Origin of the sequence: Vibrio eleionomae (genome assembly GCF_009874545.1) — a bacterium.
GTDB lineage: Bacteria > Pseudomonadota > Gammaproteobacteria > Enterobacterales > Vibrionaceae > Vibrio > Vibrio nitrifigilis.
This window is the reverse complement of record NZ_WEKT01000012.1, coordinates 1-26,619: the sequence shown is the minus strand read 5'-3', so window position 1 is coordinate 26,619 and position 26,619 is coordinate 1. Positions and strand designations below refer to the sequence as shown.

The window sequence follows — 26,619 nt, the reverse complement described above, 5'->3', positions numbered from 1 at the left end:
AGCGGCGTGCGCATAAAGCCGCGAATAATAACAGACCATGAACGCGGTTTCATTATTTATTGGTACATTAAAATAAGAATTTTTTGTGAACGTTGAAGTCAAAAACAAATATCAACTGAACAAGTAAGCAATCAGTTAACAGAGGCAATTTAATGAGTATATCCCTCAAATGGTCGTGAAATACAGAATGCAGAGCTTCACCAGCGAACACAAGCAAAGCTCAATAATACGAGGTGGGTCATTACTCTGCGGGTTGTTCTGTTGCTAACAATGACATCATGACTTTATCGTGAAATGTTCCGTTTCGAAAACCAGACTGACGTAAAACTCCCTCGTGTTGAAAACCGGCGTTTTCATAGGCCTTAATCGCTGCAGGGTTTGTAGCGAATGCAGTTAAACTTAACCGATGTAACCCAATATCTTTAAAAGCATAACGTGCCACCAGTTTTGTCACTTCAGTGCCTAATCCTTGCCCCCAATATTCTTTATTACCTATTAAGATAAAATACTCGCCACTGCGATTAAGGGTACTCATCGAAGCGATCCCAGCGAACCCAATTAAGGTTTGGTTGTGCGGTTCAACTATTCCAAAAGAAATCGTACGTTTATCTTGGTTTATTGATGTAAGCCACTGCTCTACATCCCTTTTCGATTGAGGATAACGGTATGCTGATAAGCTAAATTGCGTAACATCGGACTGGCATCCCCATGCATAAAATTCATCCGTATCATCAACGCTAATAGGGCGCAAGATGACCCGCGGTGAATGTATTATCATTTTTCTTTCCTGTTAAAAAAACGCCCCAAGCTCAACGATAAAACTTGGGGAAATAAGGTCGCGACAATGTTAACTAATTTGGGTAATCAACCAGGCGCAAAGTTCGTCCAATATTTCTTGTTCAGCAGGGTATTGTGCAATGACGTGTTGTTTCACTTGCAGAATACCCACTTCACTGTACTGAGCGCCTTGCATCTGCGCGGCGAAATGTTCAATGGGTAAAGGGTCTAACATATCCGTGTACAGCTGCGCTTTTTCAATCACACCATGGACCACATCAAGATAAACATCTACCCCGCCAAATCCAAATCGTTCATTGAGCTGGTGATTAAATTGTGGAGTGCTGCCGAAATTCCACTCCCAACTACTCTGTTTGGCAAACTTTGTCTCAAACTCCGGTAAGGTGGATGAGGCTTCAGGAGAAATATATTCCACGTCAACATCAGCGCTGTTGTAATATTCTTTATAGGCCTGCATCATCACATCACAGATCATCGAGTAATCAATCTCTGGAACGATACTATTCAAGTTAATCACCCGAGATTTTACCGAAGTAATTCCTTTGGCTTGCAGTTTTTTCGGGTCTGGGTTGAGATAATTAGCCAACCGCGTCATATCCGCACTCATTAAAATGGTGCCATGGTGGAAGCCACGGTCAATAGTTTCACGGTAAGCAGAACCAGAAAACTTGCGAATCCCGTTCTCATCTTTAACGACTAAATCATTGCGGCCGTTTGCTTCACCATCAATCCCCAGCTTTGCGAGCGCGTTGAGTACAATTTGGGTCGACACCGCTTTATCGTATTCAGGTTTTCCCGCCATAAAAGTAAAACAGGTATTACCTAAGTCATGAAACACCGCCCCACCGCCAGTTTGTCGGCGAGCTAATTTCACCCCATCTTGTTCCATTTTATCCGTCTTACACTCTTTCCACGGGTTTTGAGCACGACCAATGACAACGGTATCAGCATTTTGCCATAGGAAGAGTACCCGCTGATCAGCAGACATCGAGCGAAAAATAATATCTTCTACGGCAAGGTTGAACCAGGGATTGGTCGATTGAGAGATTAGAATGCGGGTTTTGGTCATATTCGTTGCCTAAAATAGGGTTACATTGGCTGTCAACACAACACCAGTTGATATTGCTTTACTAGAAACCATAGAGGTTCAGAGATACCAATGATGAAAATTCTGTACGCGGGTATACTACCGATTTTTCATAGTGATACCAATCCTGATAACCACTTTATCGATTGTCTACGAAGAATGACAACTACAGCTCTGTGAGTCAGCTAAGAGCGTTGACTTATAGAATGAGTAACGATATCGAAAGGAAAATAACAAGCCAATGCGCATTAACGTATGTGTGTCATTGGCTGTTGAGCGACGATATAGTTTTCAACGTAGAATGACTATGTCTTCAAATCAGCGTCTTGCCTAAGAACGAAACCACTCTCGCTGAAACAGCATCTTGAGGTTACTTGGGTATACTAACTCCAGAAAATGGATTTGGGGTCTTTCTCCACTTCGCGAATCAGCGCCGTTAAATCACTGCTTTTGGATAAATAGGGGTATGGGCGCCACTGTACACTGCCCGCATCATCGTCGTTATCGGCAACATACAAGGCCCACTGATTATCTGTTTGTTGCCAAACCAATTTAGCAACAAGAGAACTGTAATCACAACGAGTCGAATCCAGCTTGTAGTGATGTTGAACAAAGTGAACCCCCTGCTCTATCGACTCAAAACCCGACTTACCCATTTCAATAGGCAAGCTCTGATTTCGGTTCTGGCACACCAATTCAGCTCGCCGTTCAATCTGACGTTGTATTAGGTCCACGACCGCCATGATTCAACCTCTTTCGTTATGCACTAAATAAGCAGTATCGTCATAAAGGACATTTTAATCAACGACATCTGTTACAAATTAATAGATTGATATTGCGTCTTCGACTTATACCCGCATGGTATGAGGATTTCATTTCAGTTAGCAGCTATGATTAATCGATAACATACTCATCGTTATCTCAGATTCTACCGATAGCGAAATCTCTATTACTGTGTTGGAGTTCATTTATGTTGAAGTTCATTATCGCCTGCTGTCTGGTACTCGTTAGCGCCCCCTCTATTGCAACCGCGAACGAAATTAACGTGTCTGGCTCAACGTCTGTAGCAAGGTTGATGGATGTGCTCGCGGAGCATTTTAACAAACAACACCCCAGCACATTTATTGCCGTGCATGGTGTAGATTCCACCGCCGGTATACAACTACTAAAAATGGGAGTATCTCAACTAGCGATGAGTTCTCGTTATTTGACTGAAAGCGAACAAGATGCAGGATTAACTGTCTACACGCTCGCACTCGATGGTATTGCAGTGGTCGTGAACATAGAAAACCCGATTAAAGACATTAAAAAAGACGATCTCTATCGTATTTATCAAGGCGAAATCACCAACTGGAAGGAGCTTGGTGGACAAGATAAGCAAATCGCTCTTGTTACTCGCGAAGTGGCATCAGGAACACGATACAGTTTTGAAACACTATTGGGACTCACAAAAATCATTAATGAGCACATGGTTTCCACTATCGACAACCGAGCTCTGGTGGTTAACAGTAATGGTATGGTGAAAACCTTAGTTTCCCACAACCCGCAAGCAATCGGGTTTATTTCAACAGGCTCTATTGATGATTCTATTCAACCAATCAGTATTAATGGAGAGCAGCCGACTCCCATCGCCATTGCCGCTAATCAATATCCATTAGCTCGCCCATTTCTTATCCTGCATTACCCAAATAAAGATACGGTGGCCACTAATGAATTTCTGCAGTATCTATCCTCTAGTGACGCGCAAAAAACCATCGCGCAATATGGTTATATCCCAGCGCCGAAACAAGAGTAACCCGTGCCATACAAACAAAAAAGAGCGCTCATATTGTGAAGCGCTCTTTTTATATGATGTGTTTGAAGCAGATAGAGAGTGATTAAAAATGCAGCTGAATCACAGACATGACAACGCAGCCAGGACGACGAATACCGTCAATCTCAACTTTAATTTCTCTTTCTATTTCCAATCCTTTTCGAACAGGCGTGACTTTAGATAAAGTGCTCACTGCTCGGATGCGACTGCCCGATTTAATTGGGTATGGAAATCTCACCGAATTCAATCCGATATTCACAACCATCTTGGCCGTAGGAAACAAAGGATTCTCAGGGTCGACACTGTCCGTTAGCTTAGGCAACATTGCTAATGTTAAAAACCCATGAGCAATAGTGGTCTTAAAAGGAGACTGCTCTGCTGCTTTTTCCGGATCAGTGTGTATCCACTGCAGGTCTTCCGTAACTTGTGCAAATTGATTGATTCTTTCCTGATCAATCGTCATCCATTCACCAGTATGGATGACTTCCCCAATTTGAGCTGATAACTCATCATAGAGTTCTTGAGCTTCAGGTTTCAGTACAATTGGGTCTGGCGCAACAACATCTTCGTTGGCAGATTGTTTAAAATCACGCACCCACGAAAACAGTTGACGATTATTCGCCTTATTTAAAAACTCACCCCAGTACTCACGAACTGTTGGGGACATCCATTGCTTGAATTCAGTGTGCTTCACTAGATTTTCAGCACGATGCTTCAAAAGATCCGCGACTTTCATCAAAACCTCATTCTCAACTAGGAAGAAATACTAACATCCTAATTTTGAAGTAGTTCACGCTATAGCGCAAATACTTTCGGGCGTACAGGCGTATTCTGAACACTATTTTATACATAAAAATCAATACATTATAAATAAAACATTATTTTATTAGGCTTTGAAGAATTAGAGCCAATACACACTTTATTTCTTAATAAATTAGCAAAAGGCGAAGTTAAAGTGAGAATTGTGTCAAATATTATCAATACCCATGATTCATTAGTGGTTTTATTCTAAAACCAACATTTCGAACAATGAATAAGACTCACGTATTCGAAACGTTTGTTCAGAATCATTAGACCCACCTTATTGACCATTTAGCAATCGATAAGCAGGTAAACAGACTTTTTTTAACGCGATAGCAAAGCTAACCGCTAAAGCAAAAGTTAAAATGGCAATTAACCAGTCAGGTTGCCAATCAGAAGGTAACAGTTGATACTTCAAAAGTGCCATCAATAAAGGATGGCATGTATAGATCACTAAAGAGTAATCTTTACCAATATGCGCTAACGCATTGTTATTCACATTGAGCCGCACGGCAATGAGCAGCAGGGCCAAACAGAAGGGAATAACAAACAGTGGGAACTGGCGCTGAATGACAGACCGAGTCCCCTCCCCATCCAGTGCATAAGGCAACAGATATATACCCACAACACTCACTAATAGCACGATGCCACACAGGCGCAGGTTGATTCTTTCCTGATCAATTTTGCTGACGAGATAGCCAAATACAATACATGGGACCGATATAAAGTGACGCACCCAATTGTCGTTATCCGTCAGATCTGGCAGCAGATCCACGGTAAAGTAGCACAGAACAATCGCAATACTGATCATCAACAAGCCACGTTGGGATAACTTTTGATGCAATAATTTAAACGTCAGTAAGCCAAAGATGAGCGATGATAAGTACCAAAGATGAAAGGACATTCCGGAAATAATTATGGTATCAGACAGTACCCTTTCACCCACTTGTTTCACACTATAATCATGGTGAATAAAATAATAAGGAAGATAGAGTAACGAGGAGACAACAAATACTTTGGCTATTTTCAGCACCGAATGAGACAACTGACTTTCGGCGTTTTTAATGCCAATAAAATAGCCAGTCACCATAAAGAAGAATGGCACCGCCCAACGTCCTGACAAGCGGATAATTTCCGCATAAAACTGACTGAATTCATCAAACAGCCCCACATGTAAAGTGACGACGGAAAATGCCGCCACTGCTTTTAAACTATCGAGTGTATAGAGTCTCATACGCCTCCAGACCATAGAAACATCATGGTGAAATGAGTGATGAGAGTCTAAACAATCGACTTATTGAGCGCCATTACCGCACAGTTTAACAACTCACGCAGCGATAGATACAAATAAAATATTTAACAACAGCCAAACATTACTGATTTTAATATTATTTTAGCCGCACTTTGCTCGGACACAATCTACGCAATCATGCTCAATGCCCCTCACTAGCCTGACATAATGGTTGATTGTAAAAATTGTCCTAAATATCACTAAATGATCTCCAAATGGCAGATTTAAAGCTTTATCAACGAACAAAAGCAAGTTTCACTTCTTACTTAGGGTATGTGGCTTTATCAAAATAAATTCAAACCAAACACATCACGCACATCAAATAGGACTTTTTGGGTTCGTTCGCGTGCTTTTTCACTGCCGCGGCGCAATACAGCAATGAGTTCACCTTTATCCGCTAAATAACGTTCACGACGCTGGCGAATTGGCGACAACATATCAAGCAAACACGCTTCAAGCACTTTTTTGGTTTGCCCATCACCCAATCCTCCCGCTTGATAATGCTCTTTAAGGCTTGCCACTAAAGCTTGGTCAGGATGAAAAGCATCAAGATAGGTAAACACGATATTCCCTTCAATTTGACCGGGATCTTCAATTCGTAAGTGATTAGGATCGGTATACATCGATTTGACAGCTTGACGTATCTCTTTTTCACTCGCGCCAAGGTTAATCGCGTTCCCCATCGATTTAGACATTTTATTTTTGCCATCAGTACTGGGTAGACGTGACGCATTACTTAACATCGCCTCGCACTCAACCAAAATCTCTTTACCCGCCAGGTTGTTGATCTTACGTACGATTTCATTAGTTTGTTCCAACATGGGCAGTTGATCATCTCCCACCGGAACACAGGTGGCTCTAAACGCGGTAATATCCGCAGCTTGAGAAATGGGGTAGGTTAAAAATCCGGTTGGGATAGATCGACCAAACCCTTTGCTTTGAATTTCCGTTTTGACCGTAGGATTGCGCTCCAGTCTCGCAACACTGACCACATTACTGTAATACATGGTCAACTCCGCTAATGCGGGTAACTGTGATTGTAAACAGATGGTGGTCAACTCAGGATCAATACCCACAGCCAAATAATCCGCGACCACATTTAAAATATTCGCTGAGACCTTTTTAGGATCGTTAGCATTATCCGTCAAGCCCTGCATGTCGGCCACTAACACCGTTTGGTCATGGGTATATTGAAGCTCGACTCGCTGTTTTAAGGAACCCACATAGTGGCCTAAGTGCAAAGGTCCTGTCGCTCTATCACCGGTTAAAATAGTGGTTTTCACTGCGGTGTGACTTATCGGCTGAGTCGAGGTTTTGTGTGCAGTTGTCATTTCCATAATTCATCTCCAAATTGGGATCGCCGGAGATATCGTAGAGAAATGTTAGTTTATACGTTACCTTCCGGCGACGTATAAACACAGGCGTTTAGCGTCGCTCTATTTAAGAGCGCCACCAAGAAAGATTGGTTAATAGTGAGGATATAATATTCGTATTCATGCTTGTCAAAGTATCAGATAGTTTTTTATCTCACAACGAAAAATCATCGAATTAGTTATGATAGTTAATTATGAAAAACCACCAGCTAATAATCTTAAGCTATACACAAATGACCGAACTGATATATATCTATGAAATTAGAAAAATGGGGCAAACTAAGAAAAATGGGGCCTATTTTTCGCCCGCTGCGCGCAACATTGCAAAATATCTTGGCGCTCTTGAGCGTTCGCTTCATTCCAGGCCAATATTTCATTCAATGTACGAAAACAACCAACACAGACATCATGCTCATCAAGACAACAGCGTCTAATACAAGGTGACTTTACGTTAGATTGAGAGTCTTTCATACAAATTCACTTCCTTACGACAGCAGGATTAAAGAGACTACCCTGCTAATGATAAGCCACCATCAACTACCAAGGTGTGACCAACGATATAACTCGCTTGCGGAGAAAGTAAAAACTCTATCGCATCCACGACTTCTTTAGGTTGAGCAAACCTCTTAAGTGGCACTTCTTTTTCTACATCTTGACGAATGTTAGGATTCGCGCCCTTTTTCAGTTCCCAGCGAGATGTCCATGTTACTCCAGGAGCGACAGCGTTAATCCGTACGCCCCTACTGATGTTTTCGAGCGCTAAAGATCGGGTTAATCCTTCAATTGCATGCTTCGTCGCACTGTACATTGATGCATTGGGTGTCGGTCTCAATCCATTAACGGAACTCATATTGACTAAGCTGGCTCCCGCTGACATCAAGTTCAATTCGTATTTCAAACACATCGCTTGTGCCCAAAAATCCAAATCCAATGTCTCTTTTAATGCCCTTAATTCCACATGGCGGTAATCGCCATTGGACGACAAGATGGGTGATGCATTATTCACCGCCACATCTAACGCGCCATAGCGTTCCTCAATTGTTTTAAACCATGCGATAAGCTGCGTGTCATCACTAATATCCAGTTCAGTATAATCGACTCGACTTAAATCTGAATTGGCGCGTACTTCTTTCTGCCATGTGCGGCTATCTCGGGAACAAGTAATCACTTGATAGCCTTTTTCGAGCCAACGCAGTACAAGCTGCAACCCGATCCCTTTCGATCCCCCTGTCACTAACGCTGTTTTCATTCAACTCTCTCTGTATTAGATAATTCATACTCCTATGATCTCAAAATACAGGGTTCAGAGTTTTCTCAACCAGTGCAGGTCAAGCATTTTGGGATCGCTGAGGTATGGTTACAAATTGTTAAAAAGTCACCATATCAGAGAATTAGCATCGATACATTTGAATATAACTTTGCAATTTTAATGTTATTCACGCCCTGAATCTTCTATGTAAAAATGATTTCCGCAATTTCCAGCAAAGCGAGTGGCTTGAGTGGCGCCTTGCACTAAGTCATCAAGCGAACCGCGGGTATTCAGTACCTTGGGTAACTGAACCCGTATTTCGGTTAAATAACGTTGCGCACCTTGTTTACTGCACGATAAACGCATACGACTCACCACACGGCGACCCAGTGTTGCATCTAATGCTGTACGCATTTGTTTTGTTTGGACATTCTGCCCAAGATGCGTACGTAAATAGTCCCCTAAATGACTAGCATCGAATTTTTCTACCAGCTGTTTTGCTAACAGGAAGTAATCATCATCATCCAAACTCTGACAAGAGCCATGTTTATTCCATTCATGGGTACCAAACGACGTTGAATAGTAAAAATTCGGCATCCAAGGGGCGATCGCTTTGACCGTGTCAGATTTCAAATTTAAAGGTGAATCAGAGCAGTTGCCATAATGAATGCCACATGCTTGTTTGTTTGGCCATAACCCGTGAATCGTGAGGTGATTAACGGTAATATCACCTTGATTAAGATGGTCACACTCCTGCTTTACCCCTTGGTAAGAGACATGTTCACAAAAGCCAGGCTGCCAACTCATGGCGAGTACGTAAGAATCATAATTATTTGCCAACTGGCAACTGTCTTGCGCCCAAACATTTAAACTGGTCAATACACCACTGATTAAGACCAAAGTGCCTTTACTAAAAATATTAATTAATCGCATCATTTGATACCTACCATAAACACAATACCATCATGGGTTGCAGCCGCGTTCATTGCGTTTATTAGAATTTCCTACACAAATTACCAACTTAGACCTAAACTTTTCTTAAGCCAAACAATTTTGTAGTGCAAGTTAACGTTCTCATTATGAGTCTGATAGCCAGTCATAATATGGAAGAATAATAATTGTTTTGTTGTTAAGTCCCACTTTATACTCACAAACTGTAGTAACAAAACATTATCATACATACGTATAGCAATACGATTTATAAGGACAATCCTGTGAGGCCAGAAGTCTCTATCAAAACCGGTTACGAGATTCAACATATGCGTGAATCAGGCCGGTTATTGGCTAATGTTTTTGCCCAACTCGATCAATGGATGGTCATTGGCGCCAACACTTTAGAGATTAATCAACGAGTCGAACAGTATATTTGTCATGAGTTGAGCGCTCGCCCTGCCAGTCTTGGAGCTTATGGTTATCCGTTTGCTATCAATGTATCGCCCAATAATGTGGCTTGTCACGGCATGCCAGACGAAGAGCGCAATATCCTCAGTAGCGACATTGTTAATATCGATATTACCTTAGAGAAAAACGGCTTTATCGTTGATTCCAATAAAACCTATGTTTTCCCTGATGCTAAAGAGGATGCTCGCCGCCTGACTGATATTGCCTATCAGGCAATGTGGGAAGGGATTAAGCAAGTACGCCCTGGTAATCAGTTAGGGAATATTGGCCATGCCATCCAAACCTTTGTCGAAGCAAACAATTGCAGTGTGGTGCGTGAATTTTGTGGCCACGGCATTGGACGTGTACTGCACGAAGCACCACAAATATTGCATTACGGATTACCTCACACCGGGTTGGTTCTCCAAGAAGGGATGACATTTACCATTGAACCCGTGGTTAATTTGGGAACAAACCGTGTCATCACCCTAAAAGATGGTTGGACGGTGGTCACCTGTGATGATTCACTATCCGCTCAATTTGAACATACTATATTAGTGACTGCGAGCGGGGCTGAAGTACTAACACTCCGTAAAGAAGAGCCGCAAGATTGGCGAACTTTCACTTACTGATACCTCTAATCTAAATAACACACCGTTCGCACTCAGAAATACAGGTTTATACGTTAACGATCGTCTCATAACCCGAGTAATGTAGCCCTCGTAAAATAGTGACAATGTCACAAAAACACTAATTTGACCATCGTTCCATCCTCTGAACGCTCAAACCACGTTTATAATACGCAGTATCATTAATTTGATACCAAGATGATACTGAACAATTTTTCTGGACCGCTATGATGACAGTCAGATATTAAGCAGTTACGAAATGTATCAATGATGCGAAGACATCTACGCACAGCTCTGTTTAACATTGGTGGGTAATTAAGGCTTAGATTCATGAATGTAAACATTCCAGATAATATAAACTTCGAGCGCTATTGCATCGCTCCTTTAGATGTAGCGATTGACGATCCGATTTGCTACTTATTTTTGATTGCCGATGAATTCGTTGTACATGGCACCGCCATTGTCACGACAAAAGGAGCAAACGAATGTTTGTGTAAAGCCTATTTCAAAGGCAATCAGTGTGAAGAGTCATTCGAGAATACGCAAACGCTGCGTATGGCTGGTAATGGCTATTTTTACGATAACAGCCATAGAAAGTTACAAGATGGTATCGGCCCTGCAGACCCGTGCATCTTTAAGCTAATCAGCTTGACGCTCAATGAAAAAGAAGGGAAAGGTGTCGCCACTTACCAATTTTTTGATTTCGTAACGAGTAAATGGATCACCCGCAAAAATCAACCTGCGGCTCAAATCCAAGTAATGGAAAAATAGAAAGAGGTGACTTGCTCACCTCTTTTATCCCCACGTCCACTCCCCCAACTCATAACATCGATAAAGCTACCCCGTTCAAAATATACGGATGTCAAAAATGAGAGTTGAACGATAATCGACGTCATTTAGGTATAACGTAACTCAATCGCCTTTACGGTATTGGCTTGGACTCACACCAAACCAGCGGCGGAAAGCTCGCGAGAACGCACTCGTTTCCGAATAACCAAGTAACAGTCCCATTTCAGTGATCGACAATTTTGGTTGTTGCAAATAACTGGTTGCCATTTCACAGCGCACCGATTCTAACAACTGACGAAAGGTCACCCCCTCTTGTTTTAGACGGCGTTGCAGCGTCAAACGTGAATAGCCCATTTGGTCCGCGACTTGCTCCATTTCAGGCTCACCGCTGGGTAGGCTCAGTTGAATGGTTGATTTGACTTGCTCCACCACACTCTGCTGTGGCTCACTAACGTTTAATTTTTTAAGTGCTTCAAGCATTAATTGCAACAACAAAGGGTCATGATTGGGCATCGGTCGCTGTAACACAGACTTTGGAATGATTATTGAGTTAAATGGTTGATTAAAATAAACAGGTGCATCAAATACTTTACAGTGCTCGTGCCAATTACCGGGTGATGGGTGTTCAAAATGTACTTCTCTTGGCGCCCAGATAGCACCCGCTCCCTGACGTACCAAATTCAATACCATACCCATGGTTAGTTCCGCATCTTGACGTCGCGTTAATATCGCGCCATGACGGATTTGATAATCAAAACGCCACGCATCTTTTAAATCTACCAGTTGAGTAAATGTGTCGTGTTGATGCCAATGAAACGCCCGAGTAAGGTTTTTCAGCGCTTCTTCAACGGTTGCAGAACATAAGCCAATATAACCGATTAATCCGAGCTGTTGTGGCATAAACTGCTTGCCGTAATATAAACCAAAGTGTTCAAAACCTGTTTGTTGAGCCGCTTGCTCCAACACTTGGCAATAATTGGCGAGCCTTAAACTGGATGTGGGTTGCTGCAGAATTTCTGGATTAACCCCACTACGTCCCAATATCGTATCGATATCTCCCCCATTTTGTAAAATGAAGGATTCAAGACCCGTTGCTGCGGCAGCCAAAACACCTTGGTTTGCTTTGGCTCCCAGATGCATAGCATCAACAACGTGATTAGACGTAATGCTTAATGGTTCCATGACGCTTTCTCAGCTCTTTGTGGCACATTATTGGTGCATTGCAAGAAACACGCCACCATGAAATTTTCATATATTCAAAGAGTTAGAAAAATACGTCTGCGCGATTATTTACCGACTTCCCTATAAATGGGAATAACATGCACACCCATTGTTCATGTTATTCCTCTTTCAGCCCCATTGGTTCAGTCGATTCGATTGCTTACCCAGCTTTACGCAATAACTGTGTTTGGTCGGCCAAATATTCCTCACACAAACGTATGGTTTCACGCACCCAGTGACTTCCTAAACTCTGAGCCATGTCTGTTTGTTGATGCGAACCTACCCAAGCCATTAATTGAATACGGCGCTGAATAATCATGACCGGCAAAATATTGATATCATGGGTGGTTAACGGACGTATCGATTGATAACCCGTTAACCAAGCATCCATCCATTGAGCCATATTTGGGTGATGCTCAAAAAAGCTGACAGTCGCTGCCGCATCATGCATAAACCAACCAAGGCCACAATCGTCAAAATCGATCACACGCGTGCCGTCTGGGTGAAGTAAAAGATTGGTTAAACGTAAATCAGCGTGAATTAAACCGTAACGATCAGGTGCCTTACCGTAAAATTTCAGTTTTTGCGCCACATCCTCCAAAACTCGATTAACGATCGGAATGTCCTGAGCCGTTAAACCTTCAACGGCATCCCATCGCCCCCAGTGGCCTCTGTTCCCCACCATCGATTCATGATCCCAAACAATACGCTTAAACTCAGTGGGTCGCTGCCAATGAATGGCCTGACGATGCAAGCGGGCCATGATTCGTCCTAATTCCTCGAACGCTTTGGGATCAACATCGGTGGTCGGCTCTTCGCCAGCAATCCACTCAAATAACACCGCATAACGGGTTTCATTGGTATCAACTTGTACTTCTTGCACCAAAATACCGTTGGCATCTGCGACCGCATTAGGCACCACCATACCGCACTCTTGTAGCGCATTAAGCCAATGAAGTTCACTTCGGATATCTTGTTTATCGTGATAATTGGGGCGGTGAATACGCAGTGCGTATTGGGTTGTATCCGTTTGTACTTTTAACGTCGCATTTTCAGATCGACACAACAAAGAAATCTCTCCCTGCTGGTCTGGTCCATAGCGATTGATAACAATCTGTGCCAAAGCAATCACTTGCTCATCAGTCAAGGTATCGTATTGCTCAGCTTCATTTATTTCGTGTGGTTTTAGCGGTGATTTTTGTTCCGTCAACATGGCTAATCATCCCTCATTTATTGATTCATCATTAGCATGAAGCGAACCACCTTCACTTGGCTTGACTTGAAATAACCAATAAATCTGATTCGTGAACACTTCAAGTCAACTGAGTAACAAAGTTGACCTGAAATGAACGAATGGTTCTTTTCAGGTCAAGTTTTTTTCTGTCTGGCTAAGCAAGATGAAAAGGTCATTACGCTGACGTAGGTAACCGATGGAGAGGTTATCACCATACGCAGCACTCAACACGAAATGGAGACTCGCAATGACAGAAAAACTCAAACCCACATTAGGGACAATTCATCTCTGGGCCATTGCCGTTGGCTTAGTGATTTCCGGTGAATACTTTGGCTGGAGTTATGGCTGGGGTGTCGCAGGCACACTTGGCTTTTTAATTACGACCGCTATCGTTGCTACAATGTACACCTGCTTTATCTTCAGTTTTACCGAATTAACAGCAGCGATACCTCAAGCGGGTGGGCCTTTTGCCTATAGTCGCCGCGCCTTTGGCGACACCGGAGGATTGATTGCAGGACTTGCTACTCTAATCGAATTTGTCTTTGCACCGCCTGCGATTGCGATGGCAATTGGTGCTTACCTCAACGTTCAATATCCTAACTTAGATCCAAAACTTGCCGCTGTCGGAGCCTACGTTGTATTTATGGCGCTCAATTGTTTGGGCGTTAAACTGGCTGCCACATTTGAGCTATGTGTGACAGTGCTCGCCGTCATAGAGCTGCTGATTTTTATGGGTGTCGTGGCTCCAGATTTCAGTATGGCAAACTTCACAGCAAAAGGCTGGGCTGGATTTGATCACTTTGGTGGTGCCGCTATTACTGGCATTTTCGCTGCGATTCCATTTGCTATTTGGTTTTTCCTCGCCATTGAAGGGGCTGCAATGGCCGCTGAAGAAGCGAAAAATCCGAAACGCACCATCCCAGTTGCCTATATCACTGGTATCTTAACGCTTGTCGTTCTCGCCATTGGCGTGATGATCTTTGCAGGTGGTGCGGGTGATTGGCAGGCTTTATCAGGCATTAACGATCCCCTGCCACAAGCAATGAAGATGGTCGTAGGCGATAACTCACGTTGGTTACATATGCTGGTTTGGATTGGCTTATTTGGTTTAATCGCAAGTTTTCATGGCATCATCTTGGGCTATTCACGTCAATTCTTCGCATTGTCGCGAGCCGGTTACCTCCCTGCTGGTCTAAGCAAACTGTCGGCATTTAAAACACCGCACCGCGCGATTTTCACCGGTGGTGTTATCGGCATTATCGCCATCTTTAGTGATGGTGTGATTAACCTACAAGGTATGAGTTTAACCGCAGCGATGATCACCATGGCCGTATTTGGCGCCATCGTCATGTACATCATGAGTATGTTAAGCCTGTTCAAACTTCGCCGCTCAGAACCGAACATGAAACGCAGCTACCTAGCGCCAGGATACCCTGTTGTACCGGCTATCGCGCTAGCACTGTCAGTCGTTTGTCTGATTGCAATGGTATGGTTTAACCCTATTATCGCCATCATTTTTGCCGCCATGATGGCCGTTGGCTACGGCTATTTTCTAACTACTCATGCGCAGCGCAAAGATGCGGCTGATGCCGAACTGGCAGCAGCGAATCAATAACGATGAACACTCTGATTCAATAATTTATTAACTGGCGTAACCCGTGACAATGTCACGAGTTACGCACCACTTCTCACGACGCCCAATGCGCCAGTGACTGATTTAAAGACCGGAGGACTTATGGTCGTACGTTCCACTATCATGGATACCAACAGTTTTCGCGCCGAAGACGCGGACTCACTTGATAACGAAACACGCGCTTTAACGGATAAACGCGAGCGTTTATTGGGCGAATCGTACCGCTTATTCTATCGTCGCCCAGTTCATCTCGTAAAAGGTGAAGGCCAATACCTTTGGGATGCCAGCGGTAAAAAATACCTTGACGTGTACAACAACGTTGCCAGCATTGGTCATTGTCACCCAGCGGTGATTGAAGCGGTTAATCAACAAATGCGTAGTCTCAATACCCATACCCGCTACCTGCATGAACGCATCTTAAATTACAGCGAAGACATTTTGGGAACAATGCCACAAGCAGTAAACAAAGCCATGTACATGTGTACTGGTTCCGAAGCGAATGACTTGGCTATCCGTGTGGCTCAATCCTATTCCGGTGGTACCGGGATCATTGTGTCTCAAGAAGCCTATCACGGAACAAGTCAACTGACTTCTGGTTGCTCACCAGCATTAGGTTCTGGTCAACCGCTGGCTGCGACAACACGTTTAATCGCCACACCCGATCATTACCGATTAGCAGGCAAAGATGTGGGTGCTTGGTTTGCACAGCAAATGCAAATGCAGATCGATGATATGAAAGCCAACGGAATTAAATTTGCTGGCTTCCTAGCCGATTCTATCTTCTCATCTGACGGCGTGTTACCTGGAGAGCCAGGCTTCCTCAAACCTGCGATTGATGTCGTTCACCAAAATGGTGGCATTTTTATTGCTGATGAAGTTCAGCCAGGGTTTGCTCGTACCGGTGAAGCCTTTTGGGGCTTTGCCCGCCATGATATCGTGCCGGATGTTGTGACCACAGGTAAACCTATGGGCAACGGTATTCCTGTTTCAGGACTATTTGCTAAAGCCGATGTGTTAGCCGCCTTTAGCGATCAAATCCCGTACTTTAATACCTTTGGTGGTAACCCGGTTGCCATGGCGGCAGCTGAAGCCGTGTTAGACGTGATTCGCACTGAAGAACTGCAACAACATAGTTTAACGGTAGGTAATCAGCTAAAAGCGGAATTAAGTAAACTCATTGATCGTTATGAATGCGTTGGCGATGTACGTGGTGCCGGGTTATTCATTGGTTTTGAGTTGGTTACAGACAAAGAAAGCAAGGCGCCAAATAAAGCCTTGGCACTCGATCTCATTGAACGACTACGTGATAAAGGTGTATTAACCTCAGTCGCAGGTCCTCATGGAAATGTCTTGAAATTGCGTCCACCTCTTGCATTCCAAACACAAGATATTGACTGGCTAGTGGGCGCCTTGGATGAATCATTACAAGAAGCACGTAGCTAAGTCGTCAATTCATGATTGTCTATGTCATGTAAAACGCAATAAGGCGAATCGAAAGGTTCGCCTTATTCATATTGATCAGATGACCACGCGTAGCAACATAGAAAGGTTTTAGAACATATAGATAGTCGCTGTGACATTAATCGTGTTCAAATCGTGATCTCCAATAGTGTAGTTACTGTATTCCAACCCTAAAGCTACCGGGCCCATAAACGTGTAATCAACACCGACGGACCACATCGCATCTAAACCATCATCATCGTCGTAGCTGGTATCATCATCCCCTTCAGTCACCCAAGAATTCAACCCAACTTTCGCATAAAGCTGTAATGGTCCGAAATTTAAGTTAGGTTTAATCGCTCCATAGACAGATTCAGTCCAGACTTTTCCTCCACCTAAATCAAACTTACCAAAATCAGCGTATCCCCCTTCAAGACCAACCCAAGGCATGATCCCTGTTCCTACAAAAAATGAGTGGGCAATGGAATTATCATCTCTAAATTCAGAGCTACCAGCAGAAACACCACCGTAAATCCATGAATCTGCCATTACTGGAGCAGACACAACCACCATTAATGTCGTTAACAAAAGTTTTTTCATACTGTCCCTTTCACACCTAAGCGATGCCTTTGTTTTTCCATTTGCACGAAAACGTTATACCACTATATGCTTATTATCACTGAGATTGACATCAGAAATTCATCGATGCAAAAACGCCGACACTATCGCCATCAAACGTGGGAGCGACAGCAAGATTAGCAATACTTGCGCCACGAACCGTTATTGCATACTGGATTGCGGTAGCCAGAGCAGCGCCAGCTGCAACATCACGCCAATAGTGATATTTGTTGTCAACACGAGAGTAGCCCACCACCCCAGCTAAAGCATAAGCGGGCACGCCATATTCCCAACCATAGCGAAATTGTAAATAGGCTGCCCCTTGCACTGCTGCTGATGTATGCCCAGAAGGCATACTATAATCACGACCATTCGGACGTTCAGCATTAATGGCTACTTTGAGTACGTGGGTTGAAAGCGATGTCCACAGTGCCCCTTCCAGTAATTGCCCCAACCCTTCACCGTCCCACTTAGCTGCGGAGATAAATCCAGCACCAGCCGGAATGGCCCACTGCAAAATATCACCCGTTTGTTCCAATGTTTCACTTTTCGCCTGTGTAAGTGGACTCAATAGACAACCACTCATCATTAATAGCGTAGACCTAACATTCACACGAATTACCATACAGTTCATAACTCCGATGCCATCGTATTACCTAGCTGCAGCATTATTTCAATCCATAAGCAAACAGAAGAATTCATATAAAAGTGCTTTTTTGTATTCAGTTAAACTCATTGTAAAAACATGACTCACACCATTTAATTACCCAACTGGATAATTAAATGGGTATTTTCATCCTTTGGAACAAAATTGCCGATAAAGCCGCTATTTCTGGTGCACACTTAATACAACAATTCCAGGCCTCTGTAATTGATAGAGTAACGAATTGATTAATGGGAACACCTCGAATGTTTGTATACGACCCTGCGTATCCGCCTAAACTAACTACCGATAATATTTAGGCAACCCTCTGAATTACGGCATTTATTCGAAGAGAATAGTTGAGAAGACCAGTTCTGCATGAAAAATAGAGGTAAGATTCTAAAAAGAGCTCATAAACTTGATGCACATAACAGTTTCAAGCAACAACCAATAGAAACACGCTATTAGAAATATCAATGATGGTGGGTTTAATATTTATTGCGGAGGGATAATACCCAAATGACCTCAAGATGCAGGAGTTAGAGCGAACACATTCTCGCTAAACCGACATCTTAAGGTCACTTGGGGCGCAGACAGATCTGCGTATTTAAATTCTAAAGAGCAGAGCAGACAACACTTTATTGACGATTAAACGGCGCATCACCATGTACAATTTTTTCGATCACATTAAGCGCGCCATCTTCACTGTTTGATTGAGTCTGGTATTTGGCAACGGCTTTGACTTTTTCCGCCGCATTTCCCATTGCAAATGAATACCCCACCAGTTCAAGCATTTCTTTATCGTTAAGGCTATCCCCTATCGCGACGCATTCTTCAGGAGAGATGTTCATTTTATTCAGCACTTTAGTTAGGCCATTTGCTTTATGTAGTCCCGGTATAATTAAATCAATAAAGCCAAACCCACTAGAGACTGTATGTACAACGTCCCCTAACTTCCCGTTCAGTTCACCAATCAGTTCATCAGCATGTTCAACGGTTGTCTTAATCGAAAACTTAAACATCACGTCTTGTATAGCACGGATATCTGTTACGGTATCGAGGCGAGCGTAATGGTGAGTAGCAATGTCAGCAAACTCTTTACTGACTCGTGGCAGCACATAGGCACCATTGAGTCCACAAGCAACATAGTCTATGGTCGGATCGGCATCTAAAATGTCATAAACCTTGTTCAACACGTCTTGGCTCATCTCACCATGGAACAATTCTTGACCATGTAAATACAGTAACGCCCCGTTTTCTGCTACGTAGGAAATGTCGTCAACGATGTCTGGGAAATGTGAAGCCAACTGGTAATATTGATTACCACTGGCCACGATAAATTCGATGTTTTGCAATTTAAGTTGCTGATATAAATTATTAAACCTAGCTTTATCGTAACTCTGATTCGGGTTGAGAAACGTGCCGTCCATATCGACAGCGACTGCTTTAACCGTCATGTATTCACTCCTACCTTTAGGATGGGTATTAAATTATCTGTGTCCGTGGCTTTTAACGTAACCGGTTACAAAACCAAATTACACCATGCCAATGATGACTATCAAATTGTCACATATAGAATTAAAGGATCTGCCCGAAACAGGGAAGTTTCATGCAAAATTCTGTGCGTAACGTAAGCCGATAACGAATGTATTCGCCCAAGGCTCAATTGATAAAGGCAATGGCATCAACCATCTATTCGTGACGAGAGCATATCATGATCCGCAATGCTAAACCGCACCTTCTGTAATTCCTATGATCTAGCTCTTAATCAGGCGTTTGCCTATCTCACGTGCACCTTGTGCTATATATCTCTCTAATTCGACTCTTTTTTGTTCAAACGGCACAATCTACTGCGCCAAGATAAAGCACTCTCTAGGTCTATCCCACGGTAAAATCACACTATTTTAGTGTCTCCCCAATTTCGTCCATAACTGAACAAAAATGCACCCATTTTGTGCATTTGCATTCATAACACCCCAAAAAATAGTGAGATTGGTCCAATAAAAAGGTGTATTGCACCAAAAAAATATATTCCTAGGTGAATTTTTATTCTTTTATTTTTCATTAAGTTAAAAAATGTAAATTATTTTTAAAATATTTATTTTGTTTTTTATTTTCTATTTGACACAAGTTGGGAATCAACTATGCATGCGTGCTAATTACCTATCATTTGAACGAACACTTTTTATATATCAGTAGAGAGGCTATAAAATATGAAAATCGTTTTTAACAGGATGTTAGTCGGCTGCCTGCTCTGTCTGCCAGTCGCTGCGATGGCCGCAGACGATCCAATTACCGCAGATGCAGTGCAGAACAACCTGAACTTTGTATGGACACTGATAGCTGGATTTCTAGTGTTCCTAATGCAGGCCGGGTTTGCCATGGTGGAAACCGGACTAACTCGTGCCAAAAATGCAGCGAACATTATGATGAAAAACATGATGGACTTTTGTATCGGTTCATTAGCGTTTTGGGCGATTGGTTTCGGCTTAATGTTCGGCACCACTAACGGATACTTCGGTACGTCTGATTTTTTCTTCAGCGGTGCAACCGGTGATGACGCACCATGGAATTTCGCATTTTGGATGTTCCAAGTTGTATTCTGTGCAACAGCAGCCACTATTATTTCAGGTGCTGTAGCAGAACGTACTAAATTTAGCGCTTACCTTATTTATTCCGTTTTTGTCTCTGCGCTGATTTATCCTATCTTTGGTAGCTGGGCTTGGGGTAGCTTATACCACGGTAGCGGTTGGTTAGAAGGCCTAGGCTTCATCGATTTCGCCGGCTCTACAGTCGTTCACTCCGTTGGCGGTTGGTTAGCACTGGCTGGCGCGATTGTGGTTGGCCCACGTCTTGGTAAATACACCAAAGATGGTAAACCTCGCCCAATTCCTGGTCATAACATCCCATTAGCCGCACTTGGCGTTTTCTTACTGTGGTTCGGTTGGTACGGATTTAACCCTGGCTCAACCACAACTGGGGACACATCTATCGCCGCCATCGCTGTCACTACAACACTTGCAGCAGCTGCTGGTTCCGTTTCAGCCATGCTATTTACTTGGATGAAATTTGGTAAAAGTGATGTGGGTATGACTCTCAATGGGGCACTTGCCGGCTTAGTAGGTATTACTGCAGGTTGTGCAAACGTATCACCACTGTCAGCTGTTATTATCGGTATTGTCGCTGGTGTATTGGTTGTCCTTTCTGTTCAGTTCTTTGATCGTATTAAAGTTGACGATCCAGTCGGTGCGGTTTCGGCGCACGGTGTGTGTGGTGCTTGGGGTACATTAGCTGCTGGTATCTTCGATATGGGTGGTTTCTCTTGGTCAGTTGTTGGCGTGCAATTAATAGGTATTATCGCTTGCTTTATTTGGGCATTTGGTACCGGTTTGATTCTATTCAAATGTATCGACCTCACCATCGGAATGCGTGTTACTAAAGAAGAAGAAATGAACGGTCTAGATTTTGCGGAACATGGTGCAAACTCTTACCCAGATTTCAACATCGTCAGTGTTGCTTCAACTGATTACCCTGGCTCTACTGGCGGCCAAAAAGCAGCAAGTGGTGCAGTTAATCCTAAAGACAGTACCATTCACGTATAAGTGTTCCAAACAATTCACTGACAACGTTCAGTAACAAAACAATAAAAATAGATGCATTACCACTCGAACATCGGCGCTAAGCGCCGATGTTTTTATATATCGACTCACCACGATATTGAGCTTGCATTCAAATCGAGGGGCTTTGTTCCCTTAATCTTTGCCAGTTTTGCTATCACTCATCATGCCAAGTTCTGTTTCATATCACGTTTCATACGTTTTTTTACCTTGATAATAGAATGATAGATTTTAAGCGTTGAACGACTCTATCTTCAAATCAGTGCCTTGCGTAAGCGCGAATACATTCTCGCTAAAACAGTATCTTAAGGTGACTTGGGTATATAAAACCAAAGGACTAACTTATGTGTGATATCGATAATTCGATGATCAAAGCGCTTTACTCCCCTATTGCGTCCCAACCTCATCTTGCAGCAAAGCACCTATACGGGCAGTTTATCGGCTCATGGCAAGGGAAAATACGTTCAGAGACAGACGGTTCATCGAGTTTGAATATAACGATAGATATTGCTTGGGTATTAGAAGGGCAAGCCATTCAAGATGTATGGCTAGTAACGCCGACTATCAATGAAGACTCCTCAACAAACAGTCACTCATATAAAGCAACAACGCTACGTAGCTACAACCCTGAAACCGAACAGTGGCATGTGCAGTGGTGCGATCCACTTAACAACGACACTCATACCCGCATCGGTTACGCAGCAAACAATGAGGTTATTGAAGACTTCTATGATAAAGAGCACCTTGCCAATCAAATCTGCCTGTCAGAAATTACACCGCGAACTTTTCATTGGCGGCACCAACAACTGATACACCAACAGTGGCAGACAATTGCTTATGGTATTTTCCAACGCACCGACGAGTAGTACTAACAGCGCAAAAAGTAGCACAGTCCTTTCGCTTTAAGTGAATTTTGAGAATAAACGTTAGCACAGCCACATTACTTGGCTTTATCTTATTGGCAAACCAAGAAAAACACTGCCACATGCACTAATCTATATAAGTAGCGAACATAATATCGAGGATGAAACATGAAAGTATTGTGGTGGTTAGTGTGTTGTTTAATCGTGACTCCCGTCTCTGCTCAGCACATTTCATTTGCGATCGTGCCACAACAATCCGCTATTGAACTGGTAAAAAATTGGGGACCACTGCTTAAATATCTTTCTGAAAAAACAGGGTATAACGTGCAATTTCGTACCGCAAAAGACATCCCTGAGTTTGAGCAAAGGTTGGCCAATGGTGAGTATGATTTTGCTTATATGAACCCTTACCACTATGTTGTATTCCATGATCGAGCTAATTATCAAGCCATGCTGCGTCAAGGTAATAAACAGCTAAAAGGTATTTTGGTGGTACGAAAAGATACGCCAATCAAATCAATTCAAGAATTAGATGGTAAAACGATTGCCTTCCCATCCCCCGCTGCGTTCGCTGCTACACTAGTGACTAGTGCAGAGTTGTCCAGTGAAAACATTCATTTTGATGCACAGTTTGTTTCCTCGCACGATTCTGTATATCTTAATGTTGCAAAAGGATTTTTTATTGCAGGAGGCGGCGTGATTCGAACCTTCAATAATACGCCGGAAGCGGTACGCAATCAGTTAAAAGTATTATGGACAAGTAAAGGTTACACACCCCATGCATTCGCTTATCGAGGTGATATTGATCCTAAAATTGTCAATGATATTAAGATGGCACTACTTGATTTAAATACTACCGAAAAAGGACGTGCTCTACTTCGTAATTTAGGTTTCCCTAACTTAGTCAACGCAAAAGACAGTGACTGGGATTCTATCAGAGCACTTAATATCAATGCACTAGCAACTTATCAGTAAATAGCCATATAAGGTATATGTTGGGATGTCTCTACGCTTTAAAACCATCATAGGGATTGCACTTATTGAGCTGATTTCATTAACAGTCTTATTGACGTTAACATTCAAATATCTTACGTCTACAAACTACGATGGATTAGAACAACGAGTCGCTTCTACCTTAAGTTTGTACAGTAGTGCAATCGAAAACCCTGTATTAAGCTACGATTTAGCGACACTCAACGATTTCACCGAAACCTTAATGCAAAATGAAGGCATTGACTACGTTGCCGTGCTCAATGAAAATGGCTTAGTCTTATCTACCGCGGGGGATTTCCCTGCCACATTCAGTCAATCGATGCTAGAAAAAAGTGTGACTGATGTGAAAGATGGCGTGTATGACGTTTCTATCCCTTTAAGCTCTTCCGGCGTCCATTTTGGTACTATCTGGATAGGTTTTAGCATGAAAGCGCTCAACCATACTATAGATAACGCTAAACACTGGAGCTTAATCATTATCACCTCAGAGATCATTCTGGTGGCCATCTTCTCTTATTTTCTCGGTTATATTTTGACGCAGCGGCTTAATCAATTAAATGTTGCCGCTAAACAAGTCACCGCTGGCGATCTCGATATCAATTTAGATACCAGAGGAAAAGATGAAGTATCGAGCTTATCGCAAGCGTTTAACGATATGATTGCAGAACTCAAAGCAACCAAAGAGAAAAATCAGACCTACCAAAGGCAACTTGAAAGCATCAACGACAGCCTAGAAGATAAGGTTGCCAAGCGTACCTCCGAATTAGTCCTGGTGAACTCACGATTAACCGATACCAATAAAGCATTAAAAGAAACCCAAACTAAATTAGTAGAAACGGAAAAAATTGCGTCTCTAGGTATCATGGCCTCAGGTTTTGCTCATGAAATTAATAATCCTGCAGGCGTGATCAGTGGCAACCTCAATGTTTGTTTAAGCTACATAGAGCTATATCAAGAACTGATAAAAAGACAAGATGAATTAATTAACGAACATCTGGATAAATCCGACTCACAAGCGATCGATCAATGGCGAAAAATGAACGATTTTGATTTTATCGATTCAGACATACATGACAGTATCCATGATGCCGTTCACTGTGTTGATAGAATTCACGATATTGTTCAAGCGCTTCAGCACTATTCAACTGATCGTAATGAAAAACGAGAAAGTTTAATTCCGGTGGAACTCTTTCCTTCCATCGATCGAGCCATCAACCAAGTGTATCAAGATAATTCCGTTAAAATAACCCTCTCACCTGGCCTGCAAAACCTGCCTCGCTTTTTAGGTATTCCGCGCGAAATAGACCGATTGTGCAAAGAAGTAATTAAAAATGCCGTACAATCTTGTGTACAAAGTGAAAAGGAAGACAAGCGCGTTGAAATTCTTGGTGACTATGACGATCATAAAATAACCCTGACAATCAAAGACAATGGCCTGGGTATTCGCGAGCAAGCTGTTTCAGCGAGAATGTATTCGCTCTTAGGCAAGGCACTGATTTGAAGACATAGTCATTCTACGTAGAAAATCAGTAACACAGCCTAGGAGCGAATAAAACTCGCCCTTCGGGAGCTCATCAACAAACCTATTTCTGCGCCCAATCACGTTAAAAGGGAATGACCATTCCTGCCGTGATTGAGCTTGACCTAGGCTCGTTGATGAAACTCTGAATCCTGCATCTTGAGGTCATTTGGGTATATACGTCTGACCCATTTTAGTATCTTCTATTAAAAAGAGGGCTTTAAAAGCCCTCTCAAATAAAGATATATCAACACACGTTAATGGTCATTAAAGAGACAAATTACCTGCGCCAGCTGCTGCTTTTAGATAAGTTGATAACCCAGTTGTTGAATACAGTGTATAACTGTATGGAACACTCCAAGATGCTTCTGCTGGAATATCAGCATCAGAAAGATCCAAAGATTCATCATTAAATAAAGAACCTGTTTCACTTAGCTCTGAGTTTGTTTTATACACTTTAACCACTTTGTACTGTTTGCTTGATTTTAGGTTATCGATATCAAAGATATTGTATTGAGAAATAATAGAACCATCGTAACCTAGACCAAAAGAATACATATATGGGTAAGTATCATCTTTATAATCACCTTCAAATAGGTTATTAAACACATGAACTTTACCATAGCGAACACGCGGAGTACGCTGTGTTATTTTGCTGAAAATGTTATCAGCTAGAGTCACTCGAAGGTGGCCGCTATCTTCAGATTTATTACTTTTGCTATGCCCAATTAGCATGGTTTTATTATGGTTTTGGAACACAGAAAATGACACAGTCACATAATCACTACCGTGTTTAATGTCTAACATGCCGTCATGGCGAACATATTCATAACCATCAACTTCCGTATAATCAGCATCAGTATACGAACCATCATCAAATGAGACGTGGTCGACCCAAACATTTTTTGAATAGGTAATGGTCATGCTATCCCACTCAGCGTTCCAACCGTCCCCTTCTTCAAAGTGAGGCTCGACATCAACCGGTGTTTCGATACTAATATTACGAATAATGACATTGTTTACATGTGACATCACCAATGAACCATTGGTGAATCCGGCATCGCTTGTAACACCAATAATAGTGGTATCTGATGGAATTTTAATTTGTGACCGTTTCTTTTGGTCGCTTTCACTGGTGTATTCTTCGCCACCACTTATATCAATAGTGCCACTGATTTGAATAATTCGCGCTTCGCCGTCATCTTCTTCAAGTGCAGTATTAAAATCGTCGATATTGCTAACAAGATAAATATGAGAACTTGTTGCTTCAGCACCACCTGTGGTGCCGCCATTTTGTGTAGCATAACCAATATTTGCTTCAGTTAACGCTTCATTGGTATATAAAGATGCTGCATGTACAGGAGCAATAGCGAATACAGAGCTGATTGCCAAACCAACCGCTCTTTTGGTGAATAAAGAAGGTAACATCATTGTTATTTCCTATGTGATAAAACGCATGAGATACTATAAATACGAACAGATGAGTAATTTGAACCTATCTATAACAGCCAAAGCCAACTATTGTAATATTTTGTAATTTTTATTGACTCTTTTTATCACTACAAATTAATAAATGGTATAGATATACTATTAAATATATTATTATTTAGATCTATGCCACATTTATT

Annotated in this window: 24 protein-coding genes; 9 read left to right on the top strand and 15 right to left on the bottom strand. The window is 42.4% G+C overall.

The window, feature by feature from the left end; all coding sequences use genetic code 11:
- Nucleotides 1-241 precede the first annotated feature (241 nt).
- From F9817_RS08920 to F9817_RS08910, 3 genes are all read right to left on the bottom strand, one after another.
- Nucleotides 242-778 carry a GNAT family N-acetyltransferase gene (locus F9817_RS08920; RefSeq protein ID WP_161154618.1) on the bottom strand — a complete coding sequence of 179 codons (537 nt, stop codon included), beginning with the start codon at nt 776-778 and terminating at the stop codon, nt 242-244.
- Between the two features lie 69 nt (nt 779-847).
- Complete coding sequence (gene lplA, locus F9817_RS08915) at nt 848-1,867, bottom strand: lipoate--protein ligase (RefSeq protein ID WP_161154617.1); 1,020 nt, start codon at nt 1,865-1,867, stop codon at nt 848-850.
- 401 nt (nt 1,868-2,268) lie between these two features.
- A complete protein-coding gene (locus F9817_RS08910; protein ID WP_161154616.1) occupies nt 2,269-2,628 on the bottom strand; it encodes a DUF3024 domain-containing protein in 360 nt (119 codons plus the stop codon).
- Nucleotides 2,629-2,855: 227 nt separating this feature from the next.
- Between F9817_RS08910 and F9817_RS08905 the strand changes: the two genes are divergently transcribed.
- Nucleotides 2,856-3,680: a phosphate ABC transporter substrate-binding protein gene (locus tag F9817_RS08905; RefSeq protein ID WP_161154615.1), complete on the top strand. Its 825-nt coding sequence runs from the start codon at nt 2,856-2,858 to the stop codon at nt 3,678-3,680.
- An 82-nt stretch (nt 3,681-3,762) separates the two neighbouring features.
- On the opposite strand, the gene F9817_RS08900 is transcribed toward F9817_RS08905, so the two are convergent.
- From F9817_RS08900 to F9817_RS08875, 6 genes are all read right to left on the bottom strand, one after another.
- Nucleotides 3,763-4,434: a MaoC family dehydratase gene (locus F9817_RS08900; RefSeq protein WP_161154614.1), complete on the bottom strand. Its 672-nt coding sequence runs from the start codon at nt 4,432-4,434 to the stop codon at nt 3,763-3,765.
- 345 nt (nt 4,435-4,779) lie between these two features.
- On the bottom strand, nt 4,780-5,733 hold the full coding sequence (locus F9817_RS08895; RefSeq protein ID WP_161154613.1) for an acyltransferase: 954 nt from the start codon (nt 5,731-5,733) through the stop codon (nt 4,780-4,782).
- Nucleotides 5,734-6,074: 341 nt separating this feature from the next.
- Nucleotides 6,075-7,121: a tryptophan--tRNA ligase gene (gene trpS, locus F9817_RS08890; RefSeq protein WP_161154764.1), complete on the bottom strand. Its 1,047-nt coding sequence runs from the start codon at nt 7,119-7,121 to the stop codon at nt 6,075-6,077.
- Nucleotides 7,122-7,442: 321 nt separating this feature from the next.
- Nucleotides 7,443-7,634 (bottom strand): DUF1289 domain-containing protein, encoded by a 192-nt coding sequence (locus F9817_RS08885; RefSeq protein WP_161154612.1) that lies wholly within the window; start codon nt 7,632-7,634, stop codon nt 7,443-7,445.
- Between the two features lie 37 nt (nt 7,635-7,671).
- Nucleotides 7,672-8,412: an SDR family NAD(P)-dependent oxidoreductase gene (locus tag F9817_RS08880; RefSeq protein WP_161154611.1), complete on the bottom strand. Its 741-nt coding sequence runs from the start codon at nt 8,410-8,412 to the stop codon at nt 7,672-7,674.
- Nucleotides 8,413-8,595: 183 nt separating this feature from the next.
- Nucleotides 8,596-9,348 (bottom strand): ribonuclease T2 family protein, encoded by a 753-nt coding sequence (locus tag F9817_RS08875; RefSeq protein WP_161154610.1) that lies wholly within the window; start codon nt 9,346-9,348, stop codon nt 8,596-8,598.
- A gap of 278 nt (nt 9,349-9,626) precedes the next feature.
- On the opposite strand from F9817_RS08875, the gene map reads away from it, so the two are divergent.
- A complete protein-coding gene (gene map, locus F9817_RS08870; protein WP_161154609.1) occupies nt 9,627-10,424 on the top strand; it encodes a type I methionyl aminopeptidase in 798 nt (265 codons plus the stop codon).
- 327 nt (nt 10,425-10,751) lie between these two features.
- Complete coding sequence (locus F9817_RS08865; RefSeq protein ID WP_161154608.1) at nt 10,752-11,192, top strand: hypothetical protein; 441 nt, start codon at nt 10,752-10,754, stop codon at nt 11,190-11,192.
- 141 nt (nt 11,193-11,333) lie between these two features.
- On the opposite strand, the gene qhpR is transcribed toward F9817_RS08865, so the two are convergent.
- Complete coding sequence (gene qhpR / locus F9817_RS08860) at nt 11,334-12,392, bottom strand: AraC-like transcriptional regulator QhpR (protein WP_202436404.1); 1,059 nt, start codon at nt 12,390-12,392, stop codon at nt 11,334-11,336.
- Between the two features lie 199 nt (nt 12,393-12,591).
- Nucleotides 12,592-13,644, bottom strand: coding sequence for a phosphotransferase enzyme family protein (locus F9817_RS08855; RefSeq protein WP_161154607.1), 1,053 nt, complete (start codon nt 13,642-13,644; stop codon nt 12,592-12,594).
- 268 nt (nt 13,645-13,912) lie between these two features.
- Between F9817_RS08855 and eat the strand changes: the two genes are divergently transcribed.
- Together eat and F9817_RS08845 are read left to right on the top strand one after the other, a co-directional pair.
- On the top strand, nt 13,913-15,280 hold the full coding sequence (gene eat, locus F9817_RS08850; RefSeq protein ID WP_161154606.1) for an ethanolamine permease: 1,368 nt from the start codon (nt 13,913-13,915) through the stop codon (nt 15,278-15,280).
- A 120-nt stretch (nt 15,281-15,400) separates the two neighbouring features.
- Nucleotides 15,401-16,741 carry an aspartate aminotransferase family protein gene (locus F9817_RS08845; protein WP_161154605.1) on the top strand — a complete coding sequence of 447 codons (1,341 nt, stop codon included), beginning with the start codon at nt 15,401-15,403 and terminating at the stop codon, nt 16,739-16,741.
- Between the two features lie 108 nt (nt 16,742-16,849).
- On the opposite strand, the gene F9817_RS08840 is transcribed toward F9817_RS08845, so the two are convergent.
- From F9817_RS08840 to F9817_RS08830, 3 genes are all read right to left on the bottom strand, one after another.
- On the bottom strand, nt 16,850-17,338 hold the full coding sequence (locus F9817_RS08840) for an outer membrane beta-barrel protein (protein ID WP_161154604.1): 489 nt from the start codon (nt 17,336-17,338) through the stop codon (nt 16,850-16,852).
- 91 nt (nt 17,339-17,429) lie between these two features.
- Nucleotides 17,430-17,927, bottom strand: coding sequence for a phosphatase PAP2 family protein (locus tag F9817_RS08835; RefSeq protein WP_230389661.1), 498 nt, complete (start codon nt 17,925-17,927; stop codon nt 17,430-17,432).
- A gap of 710 nt (nt 17,928-18,637) precedes the next feature.
- Nucleotides 18,638-19,456, bottom strand: coding sequence for a Cof-type HAD-IIB family hydrolase (locus tag F9817_RS08830; RefSeq protein ID WP_161154603.1), 819 nt, complete (start codon nt 19,454-19,456; stop codon nt 18,638-18,640).
- 756 nt (nt 19,457-20,212) lie between these two features.
- On the opposite strand from F9817_RS08830, the gene F9817_RS08825 reads away from it, so the two are divergent.
- From F9817_RS08825 to F9817_RS08810, 4 genes are all read left to right on the top strand, one after another.
- Nucleotides 20,213-21,601 carry an ammonium transporter gene (locus F9817_RS08825; RefSeq protein ID WP_161154602.1) on the top strand — a complete coding sequence of 463 codons (1,389 nt, stop codon included), beginning with the start codon at nt 20,213-20,215 and terminating at the stop codon, nt 21,599-21,601.
- Nucleotides 21,602-21,960: 359 nt separating this feature from the next.
- Complete coding sequence (locus F9817_RS08820; RefSeq protein ID WP_161154601.1) at nt 21,961-22,482, top strand: hypothetical protein; 522 nt, start codon at nt 21,961-21,963, stop codon at nt 22,480-22,482.
- A 165-nt stretch (nt 22,483-22,647) separates the two neighbouring features.
- A complete protein-coding gene (locus F9817_RS08815; RefSeq protein ID WP_161154600.1) occupies nt 22,648-23,454 on the top strand; it encodes a phosphate/phosphite/phosphonate ABC transporter substrate-binding protein in 807 nt (268 codons plus the stop codon).
- Between the two features lie 25 nt (nt 23,455-23,479).
- Entirely contained in the window at nt 23,480-24,973 is a 1,494-nt protein-coding gene (locus F9817_RS08810; RefSeq protein WP_161154599.1) for a HAMP domain-containing protein, read from the top strand.
- A gap of 285 nt (nt 24,974-25,258) precedes the next feature.
- On the opposite strand, the gene F9817_RS08805 is transcribed toward F9817_RS08810, so the two are convergent.
- Complete coding sequence (locus F9817_RS08805; protein ID WP_161154598.1) at nt 25,259-26,422, bottom strand: pectate lyase family protein; 1,164 nt, start codon at nt 26,420-26,422, stop codon at nt 25,259-25,261.
- Between the last annotated feature and the right edge of the window lie 197 nt (nt 26,423-26,619).